Source organism: Arthrobacter arnarulunnguaqae (assembly GCF_051262515.1).
Classification (GTDB): Bacteria; Actinomycetota; Actinomycetes; order Actinomycetales; family Micrococcaceae; genus Arthrobacter_N.
This window is the reverse complement of sequence record NZ_JBIMER010000003.1, coordinates 161,900-181,873: the sequence shown is the minus strand read 5'-3', so window position 1 is coordinate 181,873 and position 19,974 is coordinate 161,900. Positions and strand designations below refer to the sequence as shown.

The 19,974-nt window shown below is 66.4% G+C and carries 16 protein-coding genes and 2 tRNA genes; 7 read left to right on the top strand and 11 right to left on the bottom strand.

Features of this window, described 5'->3' with window-relative positions:
* Positions 1-3: 3 nt before the first annotated feature.
* Both ACHAAJ_RS04625 and ACHAAJ_RS04620 read right to left on the bottom strand, forming a co-directional pair.
* Positions 4-1,095: a branched-chain amino acid aminotransferase gene (locus tag ACHAAJ_RS04625; protein ID WP_435726748.1), complete on the bottom strand. Its 1,092-nt coding sequence runs from the start codon at positions 1,093-1,095 to the stop codon at positions 4-6.
* Between the two features lie 85 nt (positions 1,096-1,180).
* Complete coding sequence (locus ACHAAJ_RS04620) at positions 1,181-2,239, bottom strand: 3-isopropylmalate dehydrogenase (RefSeq protein ID WP_435726747.1); 1,059 nt, start codon at positions 2,237-2,239, stop codon at positions 1,181-1,183.
* A gap of 236 nt (positions 2,240-2,475) precedes the next feature.
* Between ACHAAJ_RS04620 and ACHAAJ_RS04615 the strand changes: the two genes are divergently transcribed.
* Positions 2,476-3,474 carry a hypothetical protein gene (locus ACHAAJ_RS04615; protein ID WP_435726746.1) on the top strand — a complete coding sequence of 333 codons (999 nt, stop codon included), beginning with the start codon at positions 2,476-2,478 and terminating at the stop codon, positions 3,472-3,474.
* 19 nt (positions 3,475-3,493) lie between these two features.
* Here the strand turns inward: ACHAAJ_RS04615 and ACHAAJ_RS04610 are convergent, their stop codons facing one another.
* Genes ACHAAJ_RS04610 through ACHAAJ_RS04600 form a run of 3 tightly spaced genes read right to left on the bottom strand, consistent with a single transcriptional unit; the run spans position 3,494 to position 5,773 of the window.
* Positions 3,494-4,225, bottom strand: a complete 732-nt coding sequence (locus ACHAAJ_RS04610) for a DUF6270 domain-containing protein (RefSeq protein ID WP_435726745.1) — start codon at positions 4,223-4,225, stop codon at positions 3,494-3,496.
* Positions 4,222-5,121: a hypothetical protein gene (locus ACHAAJ_RS04605; protein ID WP_435726744.1), complete on the bottom strand. Its 900-nt coding sequence runs from the start codon at positions 5,119-5,121 to the stop codon at positions 4,222-4,224. The genes ACHAAJ_RS04610 and ACHAAJ_RS04605 overlap by 4 nt, the downstream gene beginning before the upstream one ends.
* Positions 5,122-5,161: 40 nt before the next feature.
* The gene (locus tag ACHAAJ_RS04600) at positions 5,162-5,773 is read right to left on the bottom strand and encodes a cob(I)yrinic acid a,c-diamide adenosyltransferase (protein ID WP_435726743.1); all 612 of its coding nucleotides are present in this window, start codon (positions 5,771-5,773) and stop codon (positions 5,162-5,164) included.
* A gap of 52 nt (positions 5,774-5,825) precedes the next feature.
* Here ACHAAJ_RS04600 and ACHAAJ_RS04595 point away from each other — a divergent pair, with 52 nt between their 5' ends.
* Positions 5,826-7,529 (top strand): BCCT family transporter, encoded by a 1,704-nt coding sequence (locus tag ACHAAJ_RS04595; RefSeq protein ID WP_435726742.1) that lies wholly within the window; start codon positions 5,826-5,828, stop codon positions 7,527-7,529.
* A 104-nt stretch (positions 7,530-7,633) separates the two neighbouring features.
* Here ACHAAJ_RS04595 and metG read toward each other — a convergent pair whose 3' ends face one another.
* The 6 genes from metG to ilvD all read right to left on the bottom strand — a co-directional run bounded on the left by metG (position 7,634) and on the right by ilvD (position 16,513).
* The gene (gene metG / locus ACHAAJ_RS04590) at positions 7,634-9,193 is read right to left on the bottom strand and encodes a methionine--tRNA ligase (protein ID WP_435726741.1); all 1,560 of its coding nucleotides are present in this window, start codon (positions 9,191-9,193) and stop codon (positions 7,634-7,636) included.
* Between the two features lie 80 nt (positions 9,194-9,273).
* Positions 9,274-10,863, bottom strand: a complete 1,590-nt coding sequence (gene serA, locus ACHAAJ_RS04585) for a phosphoglycerate dehydrogenase (protein WP_435726954.1) — start codon at positions 10,861-10,863, stop codon at positions 9,274-9,276.
* A gap of 222 nt (positions 10,864-11,085) precedes the next feature.
* Positions 11,086-12,111 (bottom strand): ketol-acid reductoisomerase, encoded by a 1,026-nt coding sequence (gene ilvC, locus ACHAAJ_RS04580; protein ID WP_435726740.1) that lies wholly within the window; start codon positions 12,109-12,111, stop codon positions 11,086-11,088.
* A 28-nt stretch (positions 12,112-12,139) separates the two neighbouring features.
* Entirely contained in the window at positions 12,140-12,658 is a 519-nt protein-coding gene (ilvN, locus tag ACHAAJ_RS04575; protein WP_435726739.1) for an acetolactate synthase small subunit, read from the bottom strand.
* A gap of 3 nt (positions 12,659-12,661) precedes the next feature.
* On the bottom strand, positions 12,662-14,542 hold the full coding sequence (locus ACHAAJ_RS04570; protein ID WP_435726738.1) for an acetolactate synthase large subunit: 1,881 nt from the start codon (positions 14,540-14,542) through the stop codon (positions 12,662-12,664).
* A 267-nt stretch (positions 14,543-14,809) separates the two neighbouring features.
* Positions 14,810-16,513, bottom strand: coding sequence for a dihydroxy-acid dehydratase (gene ilvD, locus ACHAAJ_RS04565; RefSeq protein WP_435726737.1), 1,704 nt, complete (start codon positions 16,511-16,513; stop codon positions 14,810-14,812).
* 102 nt (positions 16,514-16,615) lie between these two features.
* Here ilvD and ACHAAJ_RS04560 point away from each other — a divergent pair, with 102 nt between their 5' ends.
* The 5 genes from ACHAAJ_RS04560 to ACHAAJ_RS04540 all read left to right on the top strand — a co-directional run bounded on the left by ACHAAJ_RS04560 (position 16,616) and on the right by ACHAAJ_RS04540 (position 19,941).
* Positions 16,616-17,101 (top strand): hypothetical protein, encoded by a 486-nt coding sequence (locus ACHAAJ_RS04560; RefSeq protein WP_435726736.1) that lies wholly within the window; start codon positions 16,616-16,618, stop codon positions 17,099-17,101.
* 120 nt (positions 17,102-17,221) lie between these two features.
* Positions 17,222-17,294, top strand: a tRNA-Lys gene (locus ACHAAJ_RS04555).
* 86 nt (positions 17,295-17,380) lie between these two features.
* Positions 17,381-17,863 (top strand): thioredoxin-dependent thiol peroxidase, encoded by a 483-nt coding sequence (gene bcp, locus ACHAAJ_RS04550; RefSeq protein WP_435726735.1) that lies wholly within the window; start codon positions 17,381-17,383, stop codon positions 17,861-17,863.
* Positions 17,864-17,981: 118 nt separating this feature from the next.
* Positions 17,982-18,063, top strand: a tRNA-Leu gene (locus ACHAAJ_RS04545).
* Positions 18,064-18,174: 111 nt separating this feature from the next.
* Complete coding sequence (locus ACHAAJ_RS04540) at positions 18,175-19,941, top strand: ABC transporter substrate-binding protein (RefSeq protein ID WP_435726734.1); 1,767 nt, start codon at positions 18,175-18,177, stop codon at positions 19,939-19,941.
* The last annotated feature ends 33 nt before the right edge of the window (positions 19,942-19,974 follow it).

Sequence of the window (19,974 nt, the reverse complement as noted above, 5' to 3'; positions counted from 1 at the left end):
GGCCTAGGCCAGCCGGGTCAGCCAGCCGTGGGTGTCTTCCACCGCACCGGTCTGGATGCCCAGCAGTTGCGCGCGGATGTGCATGCTGACCGAGTCAGGGCCGGCCGCGGGCGAGACGATGGAACTCTCGGCCGTCTTCAACTCGCCGATCGGAGTAATGACGGCGGCGGTGCCGCAGGCGAACACCTCGGCCAGCGATCCGTCGTCGACCGCTTGACGCCACTCCTCGAGGGTGATCTTGCGTTCCTCCACTCGCATTCCGCGGTCGCGAGCCAGCTGGAGCACCGATGAGCGGGTAACTCCGCGGAGGATGGTGCCGTTGAGGGCCGGCGTCACCAGGGTCCCGTCCTTGAAGACGAAGAACACGTTCATGCCGCCGAGCTCCTCGACCGCGTTGTCGTTGAAGGGATCCAGGAACAGGACCTGCTTGCAGCCGTGGGCCTCGGCCTCGATCTGGGCGGCGAGGGACGCTGCATAGTTGCCGCCGCACTTCGCCTCGCCGGTGCCACCGCGGCCGGCGCGGGCGTAGTTCGTGGATAGCCAGATGGACACGGGCTTCAACTCCCCGCCGAAGTAGTTCCCCGCCGGGGAGGCGATCACGCGGTAAGACACCTCCCTGGCCGGCCGCACACCGAGGAACGCCTCCGTGGCGATCATGAAGGGACGCAGGTAGAGTGCCTCGCCGTCCCCGGTGGGGACCCAGGCCTGGTCGGTCGACACCAGTTGGCGAAGGGAGTCGACGAACGCCTCCTCCGGCAACTCCGGCAGCGCCAGACGCACGGCGGACTTGTTGAACCGGGCCGCGTTCTCTTCGGGGCGGAAAGTCCACACTGAGCCGTCCGCGTGGCGGTACGCCTTGAGTCCCTCGAAAATCTCCTGACCGTAGTGCAGAACGGCGGCGGCTGGGTCCATGGCGATGGGTCCGTACGGCTCGATGCGCGCGTCGTGCCACCGTCCGCCGTCTTCGGACGTCCACGTCCAATCGACGACGGCGGTGTGGTCCGTGAAATGGTCGCCGAATCCGGGGTTCGCCAGGATCTCGGCGCGCTGATCCGCGCTCTTCGGGTTGGTGGAGAGCTGCTGGGAGAATTCCATGGCGCTGGCGCACTTCCTCTTCGACATTCGGCCGGTGGCGTGCCCTTCGCACTCCACCGCGGGCCCCCGCGGGAGCCTCCCCAGCTTATGACAAGGCCGCTGCTATTGCATCGCCGATCTCGGCGGTCGTCCGGATGTCGGAGAGCTCGGCGCGCGAGGAGATGTCCGCCTCCACAGCGGCCTCGACGCGCCGCGCCGCCGATGGAAAGCCGACATGTTCGAGCAAGAGCGCGACCGACAGGATCGCCGCGGTCGGATCCGCCTTCTGCTGGCCAGCGATGTCCGGCGCGGAGCCGTGCACGGGTTCGAACATGGACGGCGCCGTCCGATCCATGTTCAGGTTTCCGGATGCGGCCAGTCCGATGCCGCCGGTGATGGCACCGGCCAGGTCGGTGAGGATGTCGCCGAAGAGGTTGTCGGTGACAATCACGTCGAAGCGCGCGGGATCGGTGACCATGTGGATGGTGGCGGCGTCCACGTGCATGTAGTCGTGCCGGACGTCCGGGAACTCGGCCGCAACGGCCTCGACCGTGCGGCGCCACAAGTGTCCGGCGTGGACGAGGACGTTGTGCTTGTGGACCAGGGTCACGTGCTTTCGTTCACGTGCCGATGCCCGCGTGAACGCGTCCCGCACCACTCGCTCCACACCGTGAGCCGTGTTGACGGATACCTCGGTGGCGATTTCGTGGGGGGTTCCGACGCGCAGTGCACCGCCGTTCCCGACGTAGGGTCCCTCGGTTCCCTCGCGGACGACGACGAAGTCAACGTCGCCGGCGTGCGCGAGCGGGCTGGGCACACCCGGATAGATCCGCGAGGGGCGAAGGTTAACGTAGTGGTCCAACGAGAACCGAAGCTTGAGCAGCATCTCGCGCTCGATCAACCCAGACGGGATGCGCGTGTCCCCCGGGGCCGCCCCGACCGCACCGAAGAGGATCGCATCGTGCTGGCGGAGGGAGACGAGCGTTTCGTCGGTAAGGGTCTCGCCCGTCTCGAGCCAGTGGGTCGCGCCCAGGCTGTAGTTGGTCATAAGCAGGGTGACGGTTTCGTCACGGGTCGCACGCCGGAGAACCTTCACGGCCTCGGCGATGACTTCGGGGCCGATTCCGTCCCCGGGGATAACGGCCAGGTCGATGGTTGCGCTCATCCGTCTACATTAAGCGGTTGTCCAGATGGCGGGCAATCCGTCTCACATATTGGTCACATGGTTTTCGAGTCCAATCGATGGGAATGTCCTCTCGCCCAGTGCAGCCCCAGTCTGGCCCTACCCAGACAGTACGATTGGGGGACGACTCCGCACTGATCCCCGGTGGGCCGCTAAGTCGCCACTTTACTGAGGGACCCGACTGACGGGGCGGTTGGCCAGCGACGGAGACGAACACCATGCAACAGATACTGGACACCGACCCCATCTACTGTGTTCCGGTGGTACAGCTGGCCCGATTGGAGGATTTCCGCCCCGCGCCGGAGGACCCGGAGCGGATTTATCTGTTGCACATCGGCGATGGGATGGAACTTGCGTTTCTCGTCAATTCCATTCCGGGCGCACAGCAGGATTTGCGGGTCGGATTCCATGCTGCCAAGGGGGCTTCCAACACGAGCCGCTACTATTTCTCCCCTGTGCGTAGCTCTCGGATGTCCGGTTCACCCTATGTCCTATTCTCCGACCCAACGCTGACGCTCAACCCCGCCAATCGCCTGTCCTGGTATCTGGGCACACCCGGAGTGAATCCCGATGACTGGATGGAAGCGATCGTTCGCACGCTTCTGGCTACCACCAGGAGCGAATATGTCGTGACTGAAGGTTCCTCGGGTGGCGGTTTCACCAGCATGAGATTTGCGGCGCGCTTTTCCCACGCCGTAGCCGTACCCAGGATTCCGCAAACCGATATCCTCCGGTACGGACTGCTGGATCCCATACGTCAGACCCTTCGTACGGCTTGGCCCGGCATGTCTTACGACGACGTCATGGACGGCTATTCCCAACGGTTCCGGGTGGTCGATCTCTACAATTCACCATCATGGAACCGCGGAAATCTGATCCACTACGTACACAACACAGGCGATGTGCGGCACACGCGTAGCCACCTCACGCCCATGCTCGAGGAACTCGGCGGTAAATCGCAGGGGAACCGGGCGCTAGGGGGACGGATTGCGGTTATACGACGGGAAATCGGTCCTGGCCACATCGGGATCCCTTCCAAATTCTGGCCAATCGACACGGAGGTCGCATTGGCTCGGCTCAAGGATCTGCGACCGCTTGGGACCGCTGCCACCACCCGTACGGAGCCGATGTTCGAGACGCCGCGGAGCGCCATACGCGACGCACACACCATGGAGAGACGTGCCGCCTCAGCGGCTCTGCATTTCAAGGACTTCTAAGGCAACACAACCGCGGAATTCAACCCCGACGCGGCGGGATACTGCGGATCACGTCTGCCATCCACTCATAGGCAGCCGGAACGTAGTGGTAAGGGGCCACACCCCACCGGTGCGCGTCATCGGCCACCACGACGTCCTCCGGAAAACGTTCCACTCGCATGCCGAGTTCTTCAAGATAGGCGTAATACGGACTGTATAGAGCATTCATCTCCGTCGAGGACCGGTCCCGGTATCCCGGCACGACCACACCGCTGTTGCTCTCCGAGGCCCACGGCGTATCGAAAAGGACCGTGCGCACCAAAGCGTCCCGGCGGCGCAACGTCTGCACGAGGCGCCGTGCGGAATACTGCCACAGTCGAAAGTGGCGCGGCGTGGCGAACCGGACCACCTCGTCATTTGAATTCATCAACGCCGCCGCGCCGCTCTTGGACAGTTCGTTGGACTGAGTGATGAATCCGTCCCCGTGTTTCCTGACTCCCAGACGCTCCACGACGAGATCCAAAATGATCGCATCCGCCGACTCCGCCTGGGAGCGCAACACAGGTAAGAAACTGGATTCGATGTCTCCGCGCAACTGGTCGTTCTGGAATTTCGAGTCCAACCGAGACTGCTCGGGCGCTATATCCACCGGGGCGTGTCCGGCGCTGATCAGCGACTGGCGTGCGACGTACCTCAAAATCCTATAGTCGTCTTGGAGATACGCATAGCAATCGCGGGTCACGCAGCCACCGTAGATCAGGATGTTCCTCATGCCTGTGCTCCACTCAGTTCAGCCAAAAGATACTCGGCCGTAGGACTCCGCCGGTATAGCTTCGGGTCGAGCCCGCCGCCACAGTCGGAGTCCGCTTCGAGCAAAAGGTCAACTGCCTCACGCATGACCTCTTTAGGTGGCACCACGTGACCCCGGTCCCAAGTGCCCAGCCGTAGATGAATGTTGCTTCGTCCCGGATTGCTGATCAGAAAAGGGCGCAGGTGCCCCCACACGTATGTGGGGTCCTGAAGGTTTTGCAGATAAATTACGGTATTGGAAGTGCCACGGGCATAGAGATCCACAACACTCGATTCGATGCGCCGCAGTATTCCGGCTTCGTCAAGCCCTTCCCAAGCGGCCGCGGAATAGAGCGGAAAGATTTGCTCCGGCTGCTTTATATCAGTCACCGGGTTGACGACGACGGCCACCGAGCCGGCGAACCTGGCACTGTAGTAGAGGGCGGCGAAGCCCCCGGCCGAGGCGCCGAAGAACACCAGTCGATGCCCTCCCCCGGTCTCTGCGGCGTGATCGATCACTTTCGGCAGGACCGCCTGAGACCCGAGACGCCGGGAACCGGCAAACCAGCCCGTCGCCAAAGATTCACGGGCGCCGATGAGCGGATCGCTTAAGGCCAGGTAGTTGGCGCTGACCCCCTTGAATAGTCCGCTGCCCCCGAAGAAGGGGTAGGTGCCCCATGTTGCCGGCAGCGCGGCGTGGAAGTAAACCAGCGTTGTGTCCGAACCGCGGTCCTCGAAGCGCAGGTCCAGCCAGCGGTTATTGATCAGAACCGAGCTAACGCCGGGCTTGATGGGTGCCGCGGTGAACGCCTCCAGGGAATCGAACCTGTGGTGGCCGGCCTGCGCATACCGGCGCAGGTCCCTGGAGCGAATGGTCATGGCAGTCAATAATAGTCCAGTCCGCCCCCTACCGGCGCGCCTACTGCTCGTCCGTGGCCGGCGCCACGGACCATCCCGGAACCCACACGACGTCGCCATGCTCCGCGTTCGCGCCGCGGGCAATCGTGAAGAGCAGAGTGGACAGGTGGTTGAGATACCGGCCCGTTTCCGCATTGACAGTCTCCGGGTACTGGTCCACGGCCGCCCACACGGCACGCTCGGCCCGGCGAACGGTGGCACGGGCCTGGAACAGGAGCGCGGAGGCGACCGTGCCGCCGGGCAACACCAGACCATCCAGGTCCTGCGCCTGCTCCCTGTAGTGCTCGATCGCGCGGTCCAGCCGCTCCACGTGGTCCTCCGAGATACGGACCGGCCTTACCTCGGGGACGTTCACCGGGACCGCGAGGTCGGCATCGACGTCGAAAAGGTCGTTTTGAGTGCTCAGGAGCATCGCCACGATCTCTCCCGGTAGGCCTCCGGCGGCCATCGCCACCGCGATGGCCGCGTTCGCCGCGTCACACTCCGCAATGGCGACCGCCCGAACGTCGTACTTGGCCACCTCCCCGTGGCCGCCGAGGACGATGGTCCCCGTGTCTCCGCGGTGCTCGTCTGCCGGATTGTTTGCGCTCATGGGATCGAAGCTGTCACTCATTCCTGCCACTATACGGAACGCCTGCCGCTGGTGTCGGGGTAGCGTGGAGCGCATGAAAGATAAAACCCCCGACTACCTCCCCTCGGAGGAGATACCGTCGGCCGATCCGCCCGAACGCGGATGGGCCACCGTGGACAAGACCGTCTTTGGCGTCTCGTTCGGCATCATCGTCGCGGTCTGCCTTCTCGGTGTGTTCTTCACCGAGGGCATTGGCGAGGCCGTGAGCGCGGCTCTGGGCTGGGTGACCGGCAACTTCGGCTGGCTGTTCATCCTCGGAGCCACCGGCTTCGTCGTGTTCGCGCTGGTCCTCGCGTTCGGACGCTACGCCAACATCCCACTGTCCAAGGACAACGAGACAGCCGAGTTCTCCACGCTCTCCTGGATCGCCATGATGTTCAGCGCCGGCATGGGCATCGGCCTGATGTTCTTCGGCGTCTACGAACCCGTCACCCACCTCGCCTCTCCCCCGCCCTTCGTCGACGCGGCCGCCGGCTCGGCCACGGCGGCGGACTCCGCGATGGCCTACACGCTGTTCCACTGGGCGCTACACCCCTGGGCGATCTATTCGGTGGTGGGACTGGCCCTGGCCTACTCCACCTATCGCATGGGACGCGGCAACCTCATGAGCTCGCCCTTCCAGGCCATCTTCGGCCGGGAGCGCATCGAAGACCGGGGCTGGGGCAAGCCCATCGACATCCTGGCGATCATCTGCACCAAATTCGGCTCGGCCACCTCGCTGGGCCTCGGCGCACTCCAGATCGCCGCGGGTCTTGCCCTGCTGCGGACGGGCGAGTTCTCCGACGACCCAGGCACCGCCGCACCGATCATCATCATCTGCGTGCTGAGCGTGGGCGTGGTCCTCTCGGCCGCCAGCGGCGTCTCGCGCGGCATCAAGTGGCTCAGCAACACGAACATGGTGCTCGCGTTCGTCCTGCTGGTCTTCGTATTCATCGTCGGCCCGACCGTCTTCATCCTGGATCTGTTGCCGTCCTCCATCGGCAACTACCTCTCGGAGCTCGTTCCGCTGAGCTTCAACTCGGGCGTCTTCGGCGGATCAGAGTGGTTGGCCAGCTGGACCATCTTCTATTGGGCCTGGTGGATCTCCTGGACGCCGTTCGTCGGCACCTTCATCGCGAAGATCTCCCGGGGGCGAACCATCCGGGAATTCGTCCTCAGCGTGCTGCTGGTCCCCTCGGCCGTCAGCGTCGTGTGGTTCACCGTCTTCGGCGGCGCCGGCATCCAGCAGCAACTCGGCGGGAACGACATCGCGGGCACGGGGAACGAGGCCGCCGGCTTCTTCGCCGTGCTGCAGCAGTACCCGTTCTTCATCGGTGCCGCGATACTGGTCATGCTCCTGACGGCGATCTTCTTCATCAGTAGCGCCGATTCCGGAGCACTGGTGCTGGCCACTCTCTCCTCGCGCGGCCGGCAGGAACCGTGGAAGCCGCTGGTGATCCTCTGGGCTCTCCTGTCCGGCACGGTCGCCGCCGTCCTGCTCTACGTGGGCGGGCTGCAGGCGCTGCAGACCTTCACGATCCTCGCGGCGACGCCTTTCGTGCTCATCATCGTCGGGCTGTGCGTATCCCTCTACGTGGATCTGCGACGCGACCCGTTGCGGCAGCGCCGGATCGGCCCGGTCCGCGGGTCCATCGCGGTTCCCGCAACGGCGCCGTTCGCGGTACAGCCGGAGGACAGCGATTCACCGACGACGTCCGACGCCGGCACGCACTCTCCGGGCACGGCGCAGGACAGGTAACCAATCCGCCCGGTTCCACCGGGCCCGAACGCACGATGCGGCCGGGATTCCACCTTGGTTTCAAGGGGATCCCGGCCGCATCTGGCGTTTAACGCCGGCTGAGGCTACGCGGCGGGGTCCTCGTACTTCGGGAACACCGGGGTGGGCGCCGGCAGCGCCGTCCCGGACTCGATCCGAGAGCCGAACGCGGCGAAGGAGCGCGCGGAACCCTCCGGCTGTCCCAGCGCATCGAGCACCGCGCCGGCGGAAACCGGCATCACGGGCTGCACCAGGAGGGCCACCTTCCGCAGCACCTCGAGCGTCACGTAGAGCACCGTGCCCATGCGTTCGGCGTCGGTCTTGCGCAGAACCCACGGCTGTTGTTCGGCGAAGTACGCGTTGGTGTCCCCCAGCACGGTCCAGATGGCTTCGAGCGAGCGGCTGAACTCCTGGCGGGAGTAAGCGTCGCGCGACGCCGCGAGCAGCGCGTCGGCGGCGGCCAACACGGCCTCGTCCTCGGCCGTGAACGCCCCGGGCACGGGCACCTCGGCCCCGCAGTTCTTGCCCACCATGGACAGCGAACGCTGGGCAAGGTTCCCCAGGTTGTTCGCGAGGTCCGAGTTCATGCGCCCCACGATGGCCTCGTGGCTGTACGCGCCGTCCGCCCCGAAGGGCACCTCGCGAAGCAGGAAGAAGCGCAGCTGGTCCAGGCCGTACGTCTCGATCCAATCGCCCGGACGGACCACGTTGCCCAGGGACTTCGACATCTTGACGCCGTTGTTGTTCAGGAACCCGTGGATCATCACGCGCCGGGGCAGTTCGACCCCGGCGGACAGCAGGAATGCCGGCCAGTAGATCGCGTGGAAGCGGGAGATGTCCTTGCCGATCACGTGGACGTCCGCGGGCCAGTACTTCCGAAACGCGGCGGAGGACGTGTCCGGGAAGCCGACGCCGGTGAGGTAGTTGGTCAACGCGTCCACCCACACGTACATGACGTGGTCCTTGTTCCCGGGAACGGGCACGCCCCAGTCGAACGTGGTCCGCGAGATGGACAGGTCGTCCAGCCCGCGCTCCACGAAACGGATCACCTCGTTGAACCGCGACTGCGGCGCTCCGAACTCGGGCCGCTCGCGGTACAGGTCCAGCAGCTTGTCCCGATAGGCGGACAGGCGGAAGAAGTACGACTCCTCCTCGGTCCAGGTGACCTCGGTGTCCGTGTCCTTGGCGTAGCGGACGCCGTCGTCGCGGACCTCGGTGTCCTCCTCGTTGTGGAACGCCTCGTCGCGGACGGAATACCAGCCGGAGTACTTGTCCAGGTAGATGTCCCCGTTGGCCTCCATGCGCTTCCAGATCGCCTGCGCGGCCTCGTAGTGGTCGGCGTCGGTGGTGCGGATGAACCGGTCGTAGCTGATGCCCAGCTCGTCGTTCATCGACTGGAAGGCGTCCGAGTTGCGCTGCGCCAGCTCGCGCGGCGTGATGCCTTCGCGTTCGGCGGTCTGGAGCATCTTCTGGCCGTGCTCGTCGGTGCCGGTCATGAAGAACACGTCGTAGCCGTCGAGTCGCTTGAACCGGGCCATGGCGTCGGTCGCGACCACCTCGTACGCGTGGCCGAGGTGCGGCACGCCGTTGGGGTAGGAGATCGCGGTGGTGATGTAAAACGGGGTTTGGTCCTGGGTCGAAGTCACCCGAGAAATCTACCGTACGACGACGGCGGACGGCCTCGATGTGAAGCCGCCCGCCGCCGTCGTACCGCGCGGTGCCGTTATCAGTCGGCGAGGTTGGCCTCGCGGGCGACCGTGGCGCCGATGGAGGCGCGCACCTCGTCCAGCACGCCGGCGGGCAACGCGGAGTCGACGGCGAGGACGGCCAGAGCCGGGCCGCCCTCCTCCTTGCGGGCCACCTGCATGGCCGCGATGTTGATGCCGTGGGTGCCGAACGCCGTGCCGAGCGAGCCAATGACGCCCGGGCGGTCCGGGTAGACCAGGACGATCAGGTGCTCGGCGATCGGGATCTCCAGCTCGTAGCCGTTGATCCCCACGAGCTTCTCGATCTGTTTCGGTCCGGTGAGCGTGCCCGCGACGGAGAGCTGCGTGCCGTCCGACAGCGCGCCCTTGAGGGTCAGCAGGTTCCGGTACTCCGGCGAATCCGCCGTGGTGATCAGGCGGGCGGTCACCCCGCGCTGTTCGGCGAGCACCGGCGCGTTGACGTAGGAGACCTGCTCCGAGACGACGTCGGTGAAGACGCCCTTCAGCGCGGCGAGCTCCAGGGCCTTGACGTCCAGCGAGGCGATCTCCCCGGCGACCTCGATGTCCAGCGCCGTGAGCGAGTCCTCCGTGAGGGCGGTGAAGATGCGCCCGAGCTTCTCGATCAGGGGGATGCCGGGGCGGACGCTCTCGTCGATCACACCGCCGGCGACGTTGACCGCGTCCGGGACCAGTTCCCCGTTCAGCGCGAGCCGGACGGACTTGGCGACGGAGACACCGGCCTTCTCCTGCGCCTCGTCGGTGGAGGCCCCGAGGTGCGGGGTGACCGTGACGTTCTCGAACTCGAAGAACGGAAGATCGGTGCTTGGCTCGCTGACGAACACGTCGATGCCGGCGCCGGCGATGGTGCCCTCCTTGAGCGCCGTGTACAGCGCGGCCTCGTCGACGAGGCCGCCGCGGGCCACGTTCACGACGTAGGCGCTGTCCTTCATCTTGGCGAACGCCTCGGTCCCGAGCATGCCGACCGTCTCCGGCGTCTTGGGCATGTGGATGGTGATGAAGTCGGACGTGGCCAGCAGCTCGTCGAGGTCCAGCAGGCGGACGCCCATCTGCTGCGCGCGGGCGCTGGTGACGTAGGGGTCGTAGGCGACGACGTCCATGCCGAAGCCCTGTAGGCGGGCCGCGACGAGTGCGCCGATGCGGCCCAGGCCGATGATGCCGGCGGTCTTCTCGAACAGTTCGACGCCGGTGTAGGCGGCGCGCTTCCAGGCCCCGCCCTTCAGCGACGCGTTCGCGGCGGGGATGCGGCGGGCCAGGGAGACGATGTGGCCGACCGTCAGCTCGGCGGCGGAGATGATGTTCGACGTCGGCGCGTTGACGACCATCACGCCGGCCTGCGTCGCGGCCTTGATGTCGACGTTGTCCAACCCGACGCCGGCGCGCGCGATGACCTTCAGCTTCGGGGCGGCCGCGATGGCCTCGGCGTCGACCTTCGTTGCCGAGCGGACAAGGATCGCATCGACGTCGGCGATTGCCGAGAGCAGTTGGGTCCGGTCGGAGCCGTCCGCCTGCCGGATCTCGAAGTCCGGTCCCAGTGCCTCGACGGTGGCTGGAGAGAGTTCTTCGGCGATGAGGACGACGGGTTTGTTCACTGACACGGAGGTGGCACCTTTGCTGTGAAGGGGGGGGCTGTGGGGCGGGATTGCGCGGACCGGGTTGCGGGCCCGAACCCAAGATTATCTTCCGGCCGGGCGGGCGGCCGGATCGGCCGCCGGATGTTACGCCTTCGGCGGGGCTGGACCCACGACATATATGACGGCGCCCGCCCGGGCTTGAAGCCTGGGCGGGCGCCGTCGCCTGTTGGTGTTCCGGACCTAGCGGGCCGTGACGCCGTCGGTGTAGTCGTCGCTGCTCTTGACCCACGAGAAGAGCTTGCGCAGTTCACGGCCGGTGGACTCGATCGGGTGATCTTCGCCCTTCTTGCGCAGAGCCAGGAACTCCGGCGCGCCGGCGTCCTGGTCGTCGATGAAGCGCTTGGCGAAAGCACCGCTCTGAATGTCCGCGAGAACGGCCTTCATGTTCTCCTTGACCTCGGGTGTGAGGACGCGCGGGCCGGAAACATAGTCGCCGTACTCGGCGGTGTCGGAGATGCTCCAGCGCTGCTTCGCGATGCCGCCCTCCCACATCAGGTCCACGATGAGCTTGAGCTCGTGGAGGACCTCGAAGTACGCGATCTCCGGCTTGTATCCGGCCTCGGTCAGGACCTCGAAGCCGTACTGGACCAGCTGCGAGGTGCCGCCGCAAAGCACGGCCTGCTCGCCGAACAGGTCCGTCTCGGTTTCTTCGGTGAAGGTCGTCTCGATGACGCCCGCGCGGGTGCCGCCGATCGCCTTCGCGTAGGACAGCGCCAGGGCCTTGGCGGCGCCGGTGAAATCCTGTTCCACGGCGATGAGGTCCGGGATGCCACGACCGGCCTCGAACTCGCGGCGCACGGTGTGGCCGGGAGCCTTCGGGGCGACCAGCGCAACGTCGACGTCGGCCGGCGGAGTGATGTAGCCGAAGCGGATGTTGAAGCCGTGGCTGAAGAACAGAGCGTCGCCCTTCTGCAGGTTGGGGGCGATCTCCTCGGCGTAAACGGAACGCTGGATCTGGTCCGGGGTGAGGATCATGATCAGGTCCGCCTCGGCGGTGGCGTCCGCGACGGAGAGGACGCGCAGGCCCTCGGCCTCGGCCTTGGCGATCGACTTGGAGCCGGCCTTCAGGCCAACGCGGACGTCGACGCCGGAATCGCGGAGGTTCAGCGCGTGGGCGTGGCCCTGGGAGCCGTAGCCGATGATGGCAACGGTGCGGCCCTGGATGATCGAGAGGTCGGCATCGTCGTCGTAGTACATGTCGGTCACTGTGATTACTCCTATGTGGGGCTGGGGATCAGGCGGAGACGGACCGCAGCGCGCGGTCCGACATCGATTTGGAACCGCGACCGACGGCCAGGGTTCCTGATTGGACGATTTCACGGACGCCGAAGGGTTCGAGAACGGCCAGCAGGGCGGTCAGCTTCTCAGCGGTTCCGGTGGCCTCGATGATGACCGAGTCGGTGGACACGTCCACCACGGAGGCACGGAAGAGGTCGGCTGCCTGGGTTACCTGCAGCCGTGTTGCGGCATCCGCGCGGACCTTGACCAGGATGTGGTCGCGTTGCACGGAGGATTCGGGTGTCAGTTCGACGATCTTGATGACGTTGATCAGCTTGTTCAGCTGCTTGGTCACCTGTTCCAGCAGGTCGCCCTCCGCGTCGACGACCACGGTGACCCGGGACATGCCCGAGACCTCCGTGGGGCCCACGGCCAGCGAGTGGATGTTGAACGCGCGGCGGGCGAACAGCCCCGCGACGCGGGTGAGGACGCCGGGAACGTCCTGCACGAGCACGGAAAGGGTGTGGCGTGCCATGCCCTAGTCCTCCTCTTCCCATTCGGGGGTCATGTCTCGGGCAATCTGGATGGCGTCGTTGGGGACGCCGGACGGAACCATGGGCCAAACCATGGCGTCGCGGCTGACGACGAAGTCGATCACGACGGGACGGTCGTTGATCGCCAGCGCCGCCTCGATGGTCGCGTCGATGTCCTCGTCGCGTTCGCACCGCAGGCCCACGCAGCCATAGGCATCGGCCAACTTGACGAAGTCCGGGACGCGAACCGTTCCGTGCCCGGTGTTCAGGTCGGTGTTGGAGTACCGGCCTTCGTAGAAGAGGGTCTGCCACTGGCGAACCATCCCGAGCGAGGAGTTGTTGATCACCGCGACCTTGATGGGGATCTTGTTGATCACGCAGGTGGCCAGTTCCTGATTGGTCATCTGGAAGCAGCCGTCTCCGTCGATCGACCACACGACGCGGTCCGGGTTGCCGACCTTGGCCCCCATGGCGGCCGGGACCGAGTAGCCCATGGTTCCGAGCCCGCCGGAGTTCAGCCACTGGTGCGGGCGCTCGTACTTGATGAACTGCGCCGCCCACATCTGGTGCTGCCCGACGCCGGCGACGTACACGCCCTCGGGCCCGGTCAGCGCGCCGATTCGGCCGATCACGTTCTGCGGGGCCGAGAGTCCGTCCGCCGTGTCGGTGTAGCCGATCGGGTAGGTTTCGCGCAGCCGGTTGAGCGTGGCCCACCAGGACAACAGGTCCGGTGCGCCCTCCGCCTCGAATCGCGTGCGGCACGCCTCAAGGAGTTCGGGGATGATCTCCTTCACCGAACCGACGATCGGAATGTCGGCCGTGCGGTTCTTGGAGATCTCCGCCGGATCGATGTCCGCGTGGATGACCTTGGCCTGGGGCGCGAACGAGCTGAGGACACCGGTGACGCGGTCGTCGAACCGCGCACCGAGGGTGATCAGCAGGTCCGACTGCTGCAGCGCCGTCACCGCGGAGACCGAGCCGTGCATGCCCGGCATGCCCACGTGCTGCTCGTGGGAGTCCGGGAACGCGCCCCGGGCCTGCAACGTGGTCACGACGGGCGCCCCCACGAATTCGGCCAGCTCGAGGAGCTCGGCCGAGGCGTGGCCCTTGATCACGCCGCCGCCCACATAGAACACGGGCTTGTGCGAGGCGGCGATGAGCTTGGCCGCTTCGCGGACCTGCTTTGCGTGGCCGCGCATGACGGTGCGGTACCCGGGCAGGTCGATTTTCGGTGGCCAGGAGAACTCCGCCATGGACGTCTGGGCGTCCTTGGTGATGTCCACCAGCACGGGTCCGGGTCGCCCCGTCGCCGCAATGTGGAAGGCTTCCGCCATGACGCGCGGAATCTCCGAGGCTCTGGTGACCAGGAACGAGTGCTTGGTGATCGGCATCGTGATGCCGACGATGTCCGCCTCCTGGAAGGCGTCGCTGCCGATGAACGCGCTGTTGACCTGGCCCGTGATGGCGACCATCGGGACCGAGTCCATGTGCGCGTCCGCGATCGCGGTGACGAGGTTGGTGGCGCCCGGGCCCGACGTCGCGATGCAGACGCCGACCTGTCCGGTGACCATGGCATAACCCTGTGCGGCGTGGCCGGCACCCTGTTCGTGGCGGACCAGGATGTGGTTAATCTTGGTCGATTCGAGCAGCGGGTCGTAGGTGGGGAGGATGGCCCCGCCAGGCAACCCGAAGACGTCTGTGACGCCGAGTTCTTCCAATGAGCGGACGATGGCTTGTGAGCCAGTCATCTCCGTGGGCGCAATGATGTTGTTCGGCCCCTGAACGGGACTCGACGCATCCACGACGGAAGAGACGGGGGCTTGATCCTTGGCACGGCCAGCGGCCTTGGCCACCAGCGAAGGGCTGATGGGTGTTCCGTTACTCATAGGATTCTTCCTTCTCTTCTCTTGTCCTGCGTGTTCTGCGCATGAAAAAACCCCTCTGGCCTTGCGGCATCAGTGGGGTTTGCGCGTCACCGGTCCTACCAACGAGGGCCTAGGCCACGCGCCTGGTAACTCGTAGGACTTCGGTGCGAATCAGCATGTTGCCAGTCTTCCCCGGCCCGGGGGGACTGTCAACAAACCCACTGCTTGTCTCATAATACGGACAACTTGTCCGATGGGTGGACATCCACCCATCGGACACGCCGCAGGTCAGCCGCAGTACGCCCCCGTGCTGGCCGAGTGGACCAGCTTGGCGTACTTGCCGAGCACGCCGGTGGTGAACTTCGCCGGGAGCGGGGTCCAGCCTTCCTTACGCGTTTCCAGCTCATCCCCCTCCACCAGGAGGTCGAAGGTGCGCGCGGCGATGTCCACCCGGATGCGGTCGCCGTCGCGGACGAACGCGATGGGACCGCCGTCGACCGCCTCCGGCGCGACATGCCCGATGCACAGCCCCGTGGTGCCGCCGGAGAAGCGGCCGTCGGTGAGAAGCAGCACGTCCTTGCCCAGTCCGGCGCCCTTGATCGCGCCGGTGATGGCGAGCATCTCCCGCATGCCGGGTCCACCCTTGGGGCCCTCGTAGCGGATGACCACGACGTCGCCCGCGTGGATCTCACCCTTGTCTAGCGCGTCCAGGGCGCCCTGTTCGCGCTCGTAGACGCGCGCGGTGCCCTCGAAGACGTCGGCGTCGAAGCCCGCGCTCTTCACGACGGCGCCCTCTGGCGCCATCGAACCGTGCAGGATCGTGATGCCGCCCGTCTTATGGATCGGGTTGTCCAGCGTGCGCAGCACCTCGCCGTCGAGTGCCGGCGGGTTGATGTCGGCCAGGTTCTCGGCGACCGTCTTGCCGGTGACGGTCAGGCAGTCGCCGTGCAGCAGGCCGGCGTCGAGCAGTGCCTTCATGATGACCGGTACGCCGCCGATCTTGTCGATGTCGAACATGACGTACCGGCCGAATGGCTTCAGGTCCGCGAGGTGCGGGATCTTGTCGCCGATGCGGTTGAAGTCCTCCAACGAGAGGTCGACCTGGGCCTCGCGCGCGATGGCGAGCAGGTGCAGGACCGCGTTCGTGGAACCCCCGAATGCCATGGTGACGGCGATCGCGTTCTCGAACGCCTTTTTGGTCATGATGTCGCGCGCGGTGATGCCCTTGCGCAGCAGGTTCACCACGGCCTCGCCCGACTTGCGCGCGTACATGTCGCGGCGGCGGTCGGCCGACGGCGGGGCCGCTGATCCGGGCAGCGACATCCCCAGCGCCTCGCCGATGCACGCCATGGTGTTGGCCGTGTACATCCCGCCGCAGGCACCCTCGCCCGGGCAGATGGCCCGCTCGATGGCGTCGAAGTCCTCCTGGCTGATCTTCCCGGCCGCGGCCGCGCCGACGGCTTCGAAGGCGTCGATCAGCGTGACCTCCTTCTCCGAGCCGTCGCTCATTCGCGCGAAGCCGGGCATGATCGTTCCCGCGTAGAGGAACACCGAGGACAGGTCCAGGCGGGCGGCGGCCATCAGCATGCCGGGCAACGACTTGTCGCAGCCAGCGAGGAGCACGGACCCGTCGATGCGCTCGGCCATCATGACGGTCTCGACGGAGTCGGCGATGACTTCACGGGACACCAACGAGAAGTGCATGCCCTCGTGTCCCATCGAAATCCCGTCGGAGACGGAGATGGTTCCGAACTGCATCGGGAAGCCGCCGCCGGCGTGGACGCCCTCCTTGGAGCTCTGCGCCAGACGGTTCAGGGACAGGTTGCACGGCGTGATCTCGTTCCAGGAACTCGCCACCCCGATCTGCGGCTTGGCGAAGTCGTCGTCGCCCATTCCGACGGCGCGGAACATGCCGCGCGCGGGCATGGCGTGGTTGCCGTCGGTGACCGCGCGGCTACGGGGTTTGATGTCTGGGGTGGTGTCCTGGCTCATGAACCCGATTCTAGGACTCCGGACCGGCGACCACGAACCCGTGACCCGCACGTGAAGCGTTCATTGCGCGGCGCGGGAACGCGCCCCGCCTAGACTGGGGACATGGGCACCCACGAAAACGCCAACGGTGGCGACGCGGCACTGAAGGCCCACCTGCACCACGCATTCGACGAACAGATCCCCAACTTCGGCAGCTACAACCTGGTCTACGCGGCCGGGCGCGCCGGCGAGGGCGGCCGCTTCGTCGTCGGTTTCCGCCGGCAACCCATGGAAATCGTCATCGCGCCGCTGCACCCGGCCACCCTTGCCGCGCTTGAGCCGGCCGTCGCCGTGAACCTGACCAACCTGAGCCACCTCGCGGAGGTCCGGGCCGGCGGGCACGAGGTCGGCACCAGCACCGGCCGGGTCTTCCGGTTCGACGTCGCCGGCACCCCGACCATCGATGTGCCGGCCTCCGTGGCCCCCGGCGCGGCCAGCCGGGTCCGACTGGACCAGGGCGCGGACGCTCTCGACTTCGTCGCCTTCATGGACGAGTTCATGACGCTGGTCGATGCCTTCGAAGAACCCCGGCCGGCAGACGCCACGTAGGGACTTGTGACCTGCAACTCAATGGCCTCTTCCGTTTTGCATCGCCGTCAAGACGCTGGTAGTGTTTCATCCCGTTGCGAAAGCGGCCGGGCCGGAAACGGACGGGCCGCAGAGCATGATGCACCTCTAGCTCAATTGGCAGAGCAATTGACTCTTAATCAATGGGTTCCGGGTTCAAGTCCCGGGGGGTGCACACGCAGGAAGGAGGTCGGCCCGACGGGTCGGCCTCCTTTTGCTATACCCCGGGACGAAGCAGCACGCCATTACTTAGGGAGCGTTATGACGACCACCAACCGCCTGTCCACCGGCGACACCGCGCCGCAGTTCACCCTCTCGGATGCCGAGGGGAATCCCCTCTCCCTGTCGGACTTCTCCGGATCCCGCGTCGTCGTGTACTTTTACCCGGCCGCCTCGACGCCCGGATGCACCACCCAGGCCTGCGACTTCCGCGACAGCCTCGAGGCGCTGGCCGCCGCCGGCTACACCGTGCTCGGCGTGTCCCCGGACCCCGTTGCGAAACTGAAGAAGTTCGTCGACGCCGAGGCGCTCACCTTCCCGCTGCTGAGCGACGAGGACCACGCCGTCGCCGAGGCATTCGGCGCATGGGGCGAGAAGAAGAACTACGGCCGCACGTACGAGGGACTCATCCGTTCCACCGTCGTCGTGGACGAGGCCGGCAAGGTCCTCGAGGCGCAGTACAACGTCCGCGCCACGGGGCACGTCGCCAAGCTCCGCCGGGACCTCGGGATCGACGCCGCGTAGGCCCCGGCGACTCCTGGGCCGCCTGCCCGTTTCGGCTACACTGGTTCAGGCTCCCGCGGTCCACCGGCCGCGTTGCCCAGGGACCGCCCGACGTCGGCGATCCGGGAGCCGACGGCCCGCGAGCGTGGCGGAATTGGCAGACGCGCTGGATTTAGGTTCCAGTGTCTTCGGACGTGGGGGTTCAAGTCCCCCCGCTCGCACGAAACATGGGATCCCCGCGATCCCGGGATGGGCCTCCGGAACCGACCGGAGGCCCATATTCTTCCCGCCGACAGCCATCCCCCACCACTGACGGCAAGGAGCAACACAGCGTGCAGCGCAGCCCCCTCACCGACGGTGAATCCCCCGCGGTCGACGCACCGGCGTTGCTTCCGACGCGCCGTTCGATGCTGGGCCTTGGGGCCGTGGTGCTCGCGTCCGTCACCGGTTGCACGGGCGCCGGACAGCCGCCACTGGGCACCGCCGGCGAATCCGCGACGCCGACGCCGGGTGCGCCGGTGAAGTTCACGTTTGGCGCATCAGGCGCGGCGGAGACCCTTGATCCCGCCCTGGTGGCGGACACCGATTCGTTGCGCATCACCCGGCAGATCTTCGAGGGGCTCGTCGGCGTCGATCCCAACACGGGAGCCCCGACGCCGGGGCTTGCCACGGCATGGAAATCATCGGGCGACGGGTTGACACACACCTTTGCCCTGAGGCGGAACGTCGTGTTCCACGACGGAACCACCTTCGACGCCGAGGCCGTGGTGGCCAACTTCGAGCGGTGGGCGGCCCTGCGCCGGAAGCTGGGCGGGCTGGCCGGCCAGGCGTTCGAATCGGTGTTCCACCACAGCGACCTGCCCGCGGAAGGCGACGCGGACCCAGAAGACGAGGCCGGCGGCGAGGACGGGTCCGCCGTCCCTGGCGGCAGCTACTACGGCGGTTGCCGGGCCCAGGACGCCGGCACATTCGTGCTGGAGCTGCGCAAACCCCTGACCGGCCTGATCGAGGCCCTGACGCTGCCCGGGTTCGGGATGGCCTCGCCGCAGGCACTCCGGGAGCTCGACGCCGACCACCCCGCCGACGACGGTTCCGGGCGAAGCGTCTCGCCCTTCGGGAAACGCCCCGTGGGCACCGGACCCTTCGCCTTCGCCGCGCAGGAGGACACTTCCGTCACCCTGAAGGCCAATCCGAACCACTGGCGGGACGACGGAAAAATCGACTCCGTGACCTTCGAGGTACTACGCGATGCCCCGTCACGGCTGCGCGCACTGCGCCGCGGAACGGTCGACGGCTACGACATGGTCACGCTCGAGGAACTCAGGGACCTGGTGCGGGCGGGCCAGCAGGTCCTTCAGCGCGACCCCTTCTCGGTCCTGTATCTGGGCATGAACCAGTCCAATCCCCAGCTCGCCTCCGCAGATGTGCGCCGGGCCGCCGCCCACGCGGTCAACCGCCAACAGCTCATCGAGCGGTACTTCATCGCCGGCACCAAGGAGGCCCGTGGCTTCGTCCCACCCAGCCTCGGCGTTCCGAACGCCGAGACCTACCACGGGTACAACCCGTCGATGGCGAACGAACTGCTGGAGGCCTCCGGGTACGACGGCGAGCCCATCCCCTTCCTCTATCCGCTGAACGCCACGCGGGCCTATCTGCCCCTGCCCGAGCGGATCTATGCGGAACTCAGCAGCCAGCTCACGGAAGTCGGCTTCAACATCAAGCCGGTTCCGATCGAATGGTCGGAGGGGTACGTCGACGCCGTGCTGTCCGGCAGGACCGCCGGTTTCCACCTGCTCGGCTGGAACGGAAGCTACCGCGATCCGGACCACTTCATCGGATCGCTCTTCGGGACCCTGTCGGCGCAATTCAGCCATGATTCGGCCGAACTGCGGACGATGGTGGTCGCCGCGCGCTCCATGCCCAACGGCGACGATCGCACCGCCGCCTACCAGCGGATCGGCGAACTTGTGGCCAAGGACCTGCCGGCGCTGCCCATCGCCTTCCCGATCTCCGCCGTCGCCGTCAGCGACCGGGTGGTGAGCTATCCCTCCAGCCCGGTGCTGGACGAAGTGATGGACCGCGTGACGCTCGCCACGTGAGTCCCGCGATGCGTCACCTTGATTTCCCGCCCG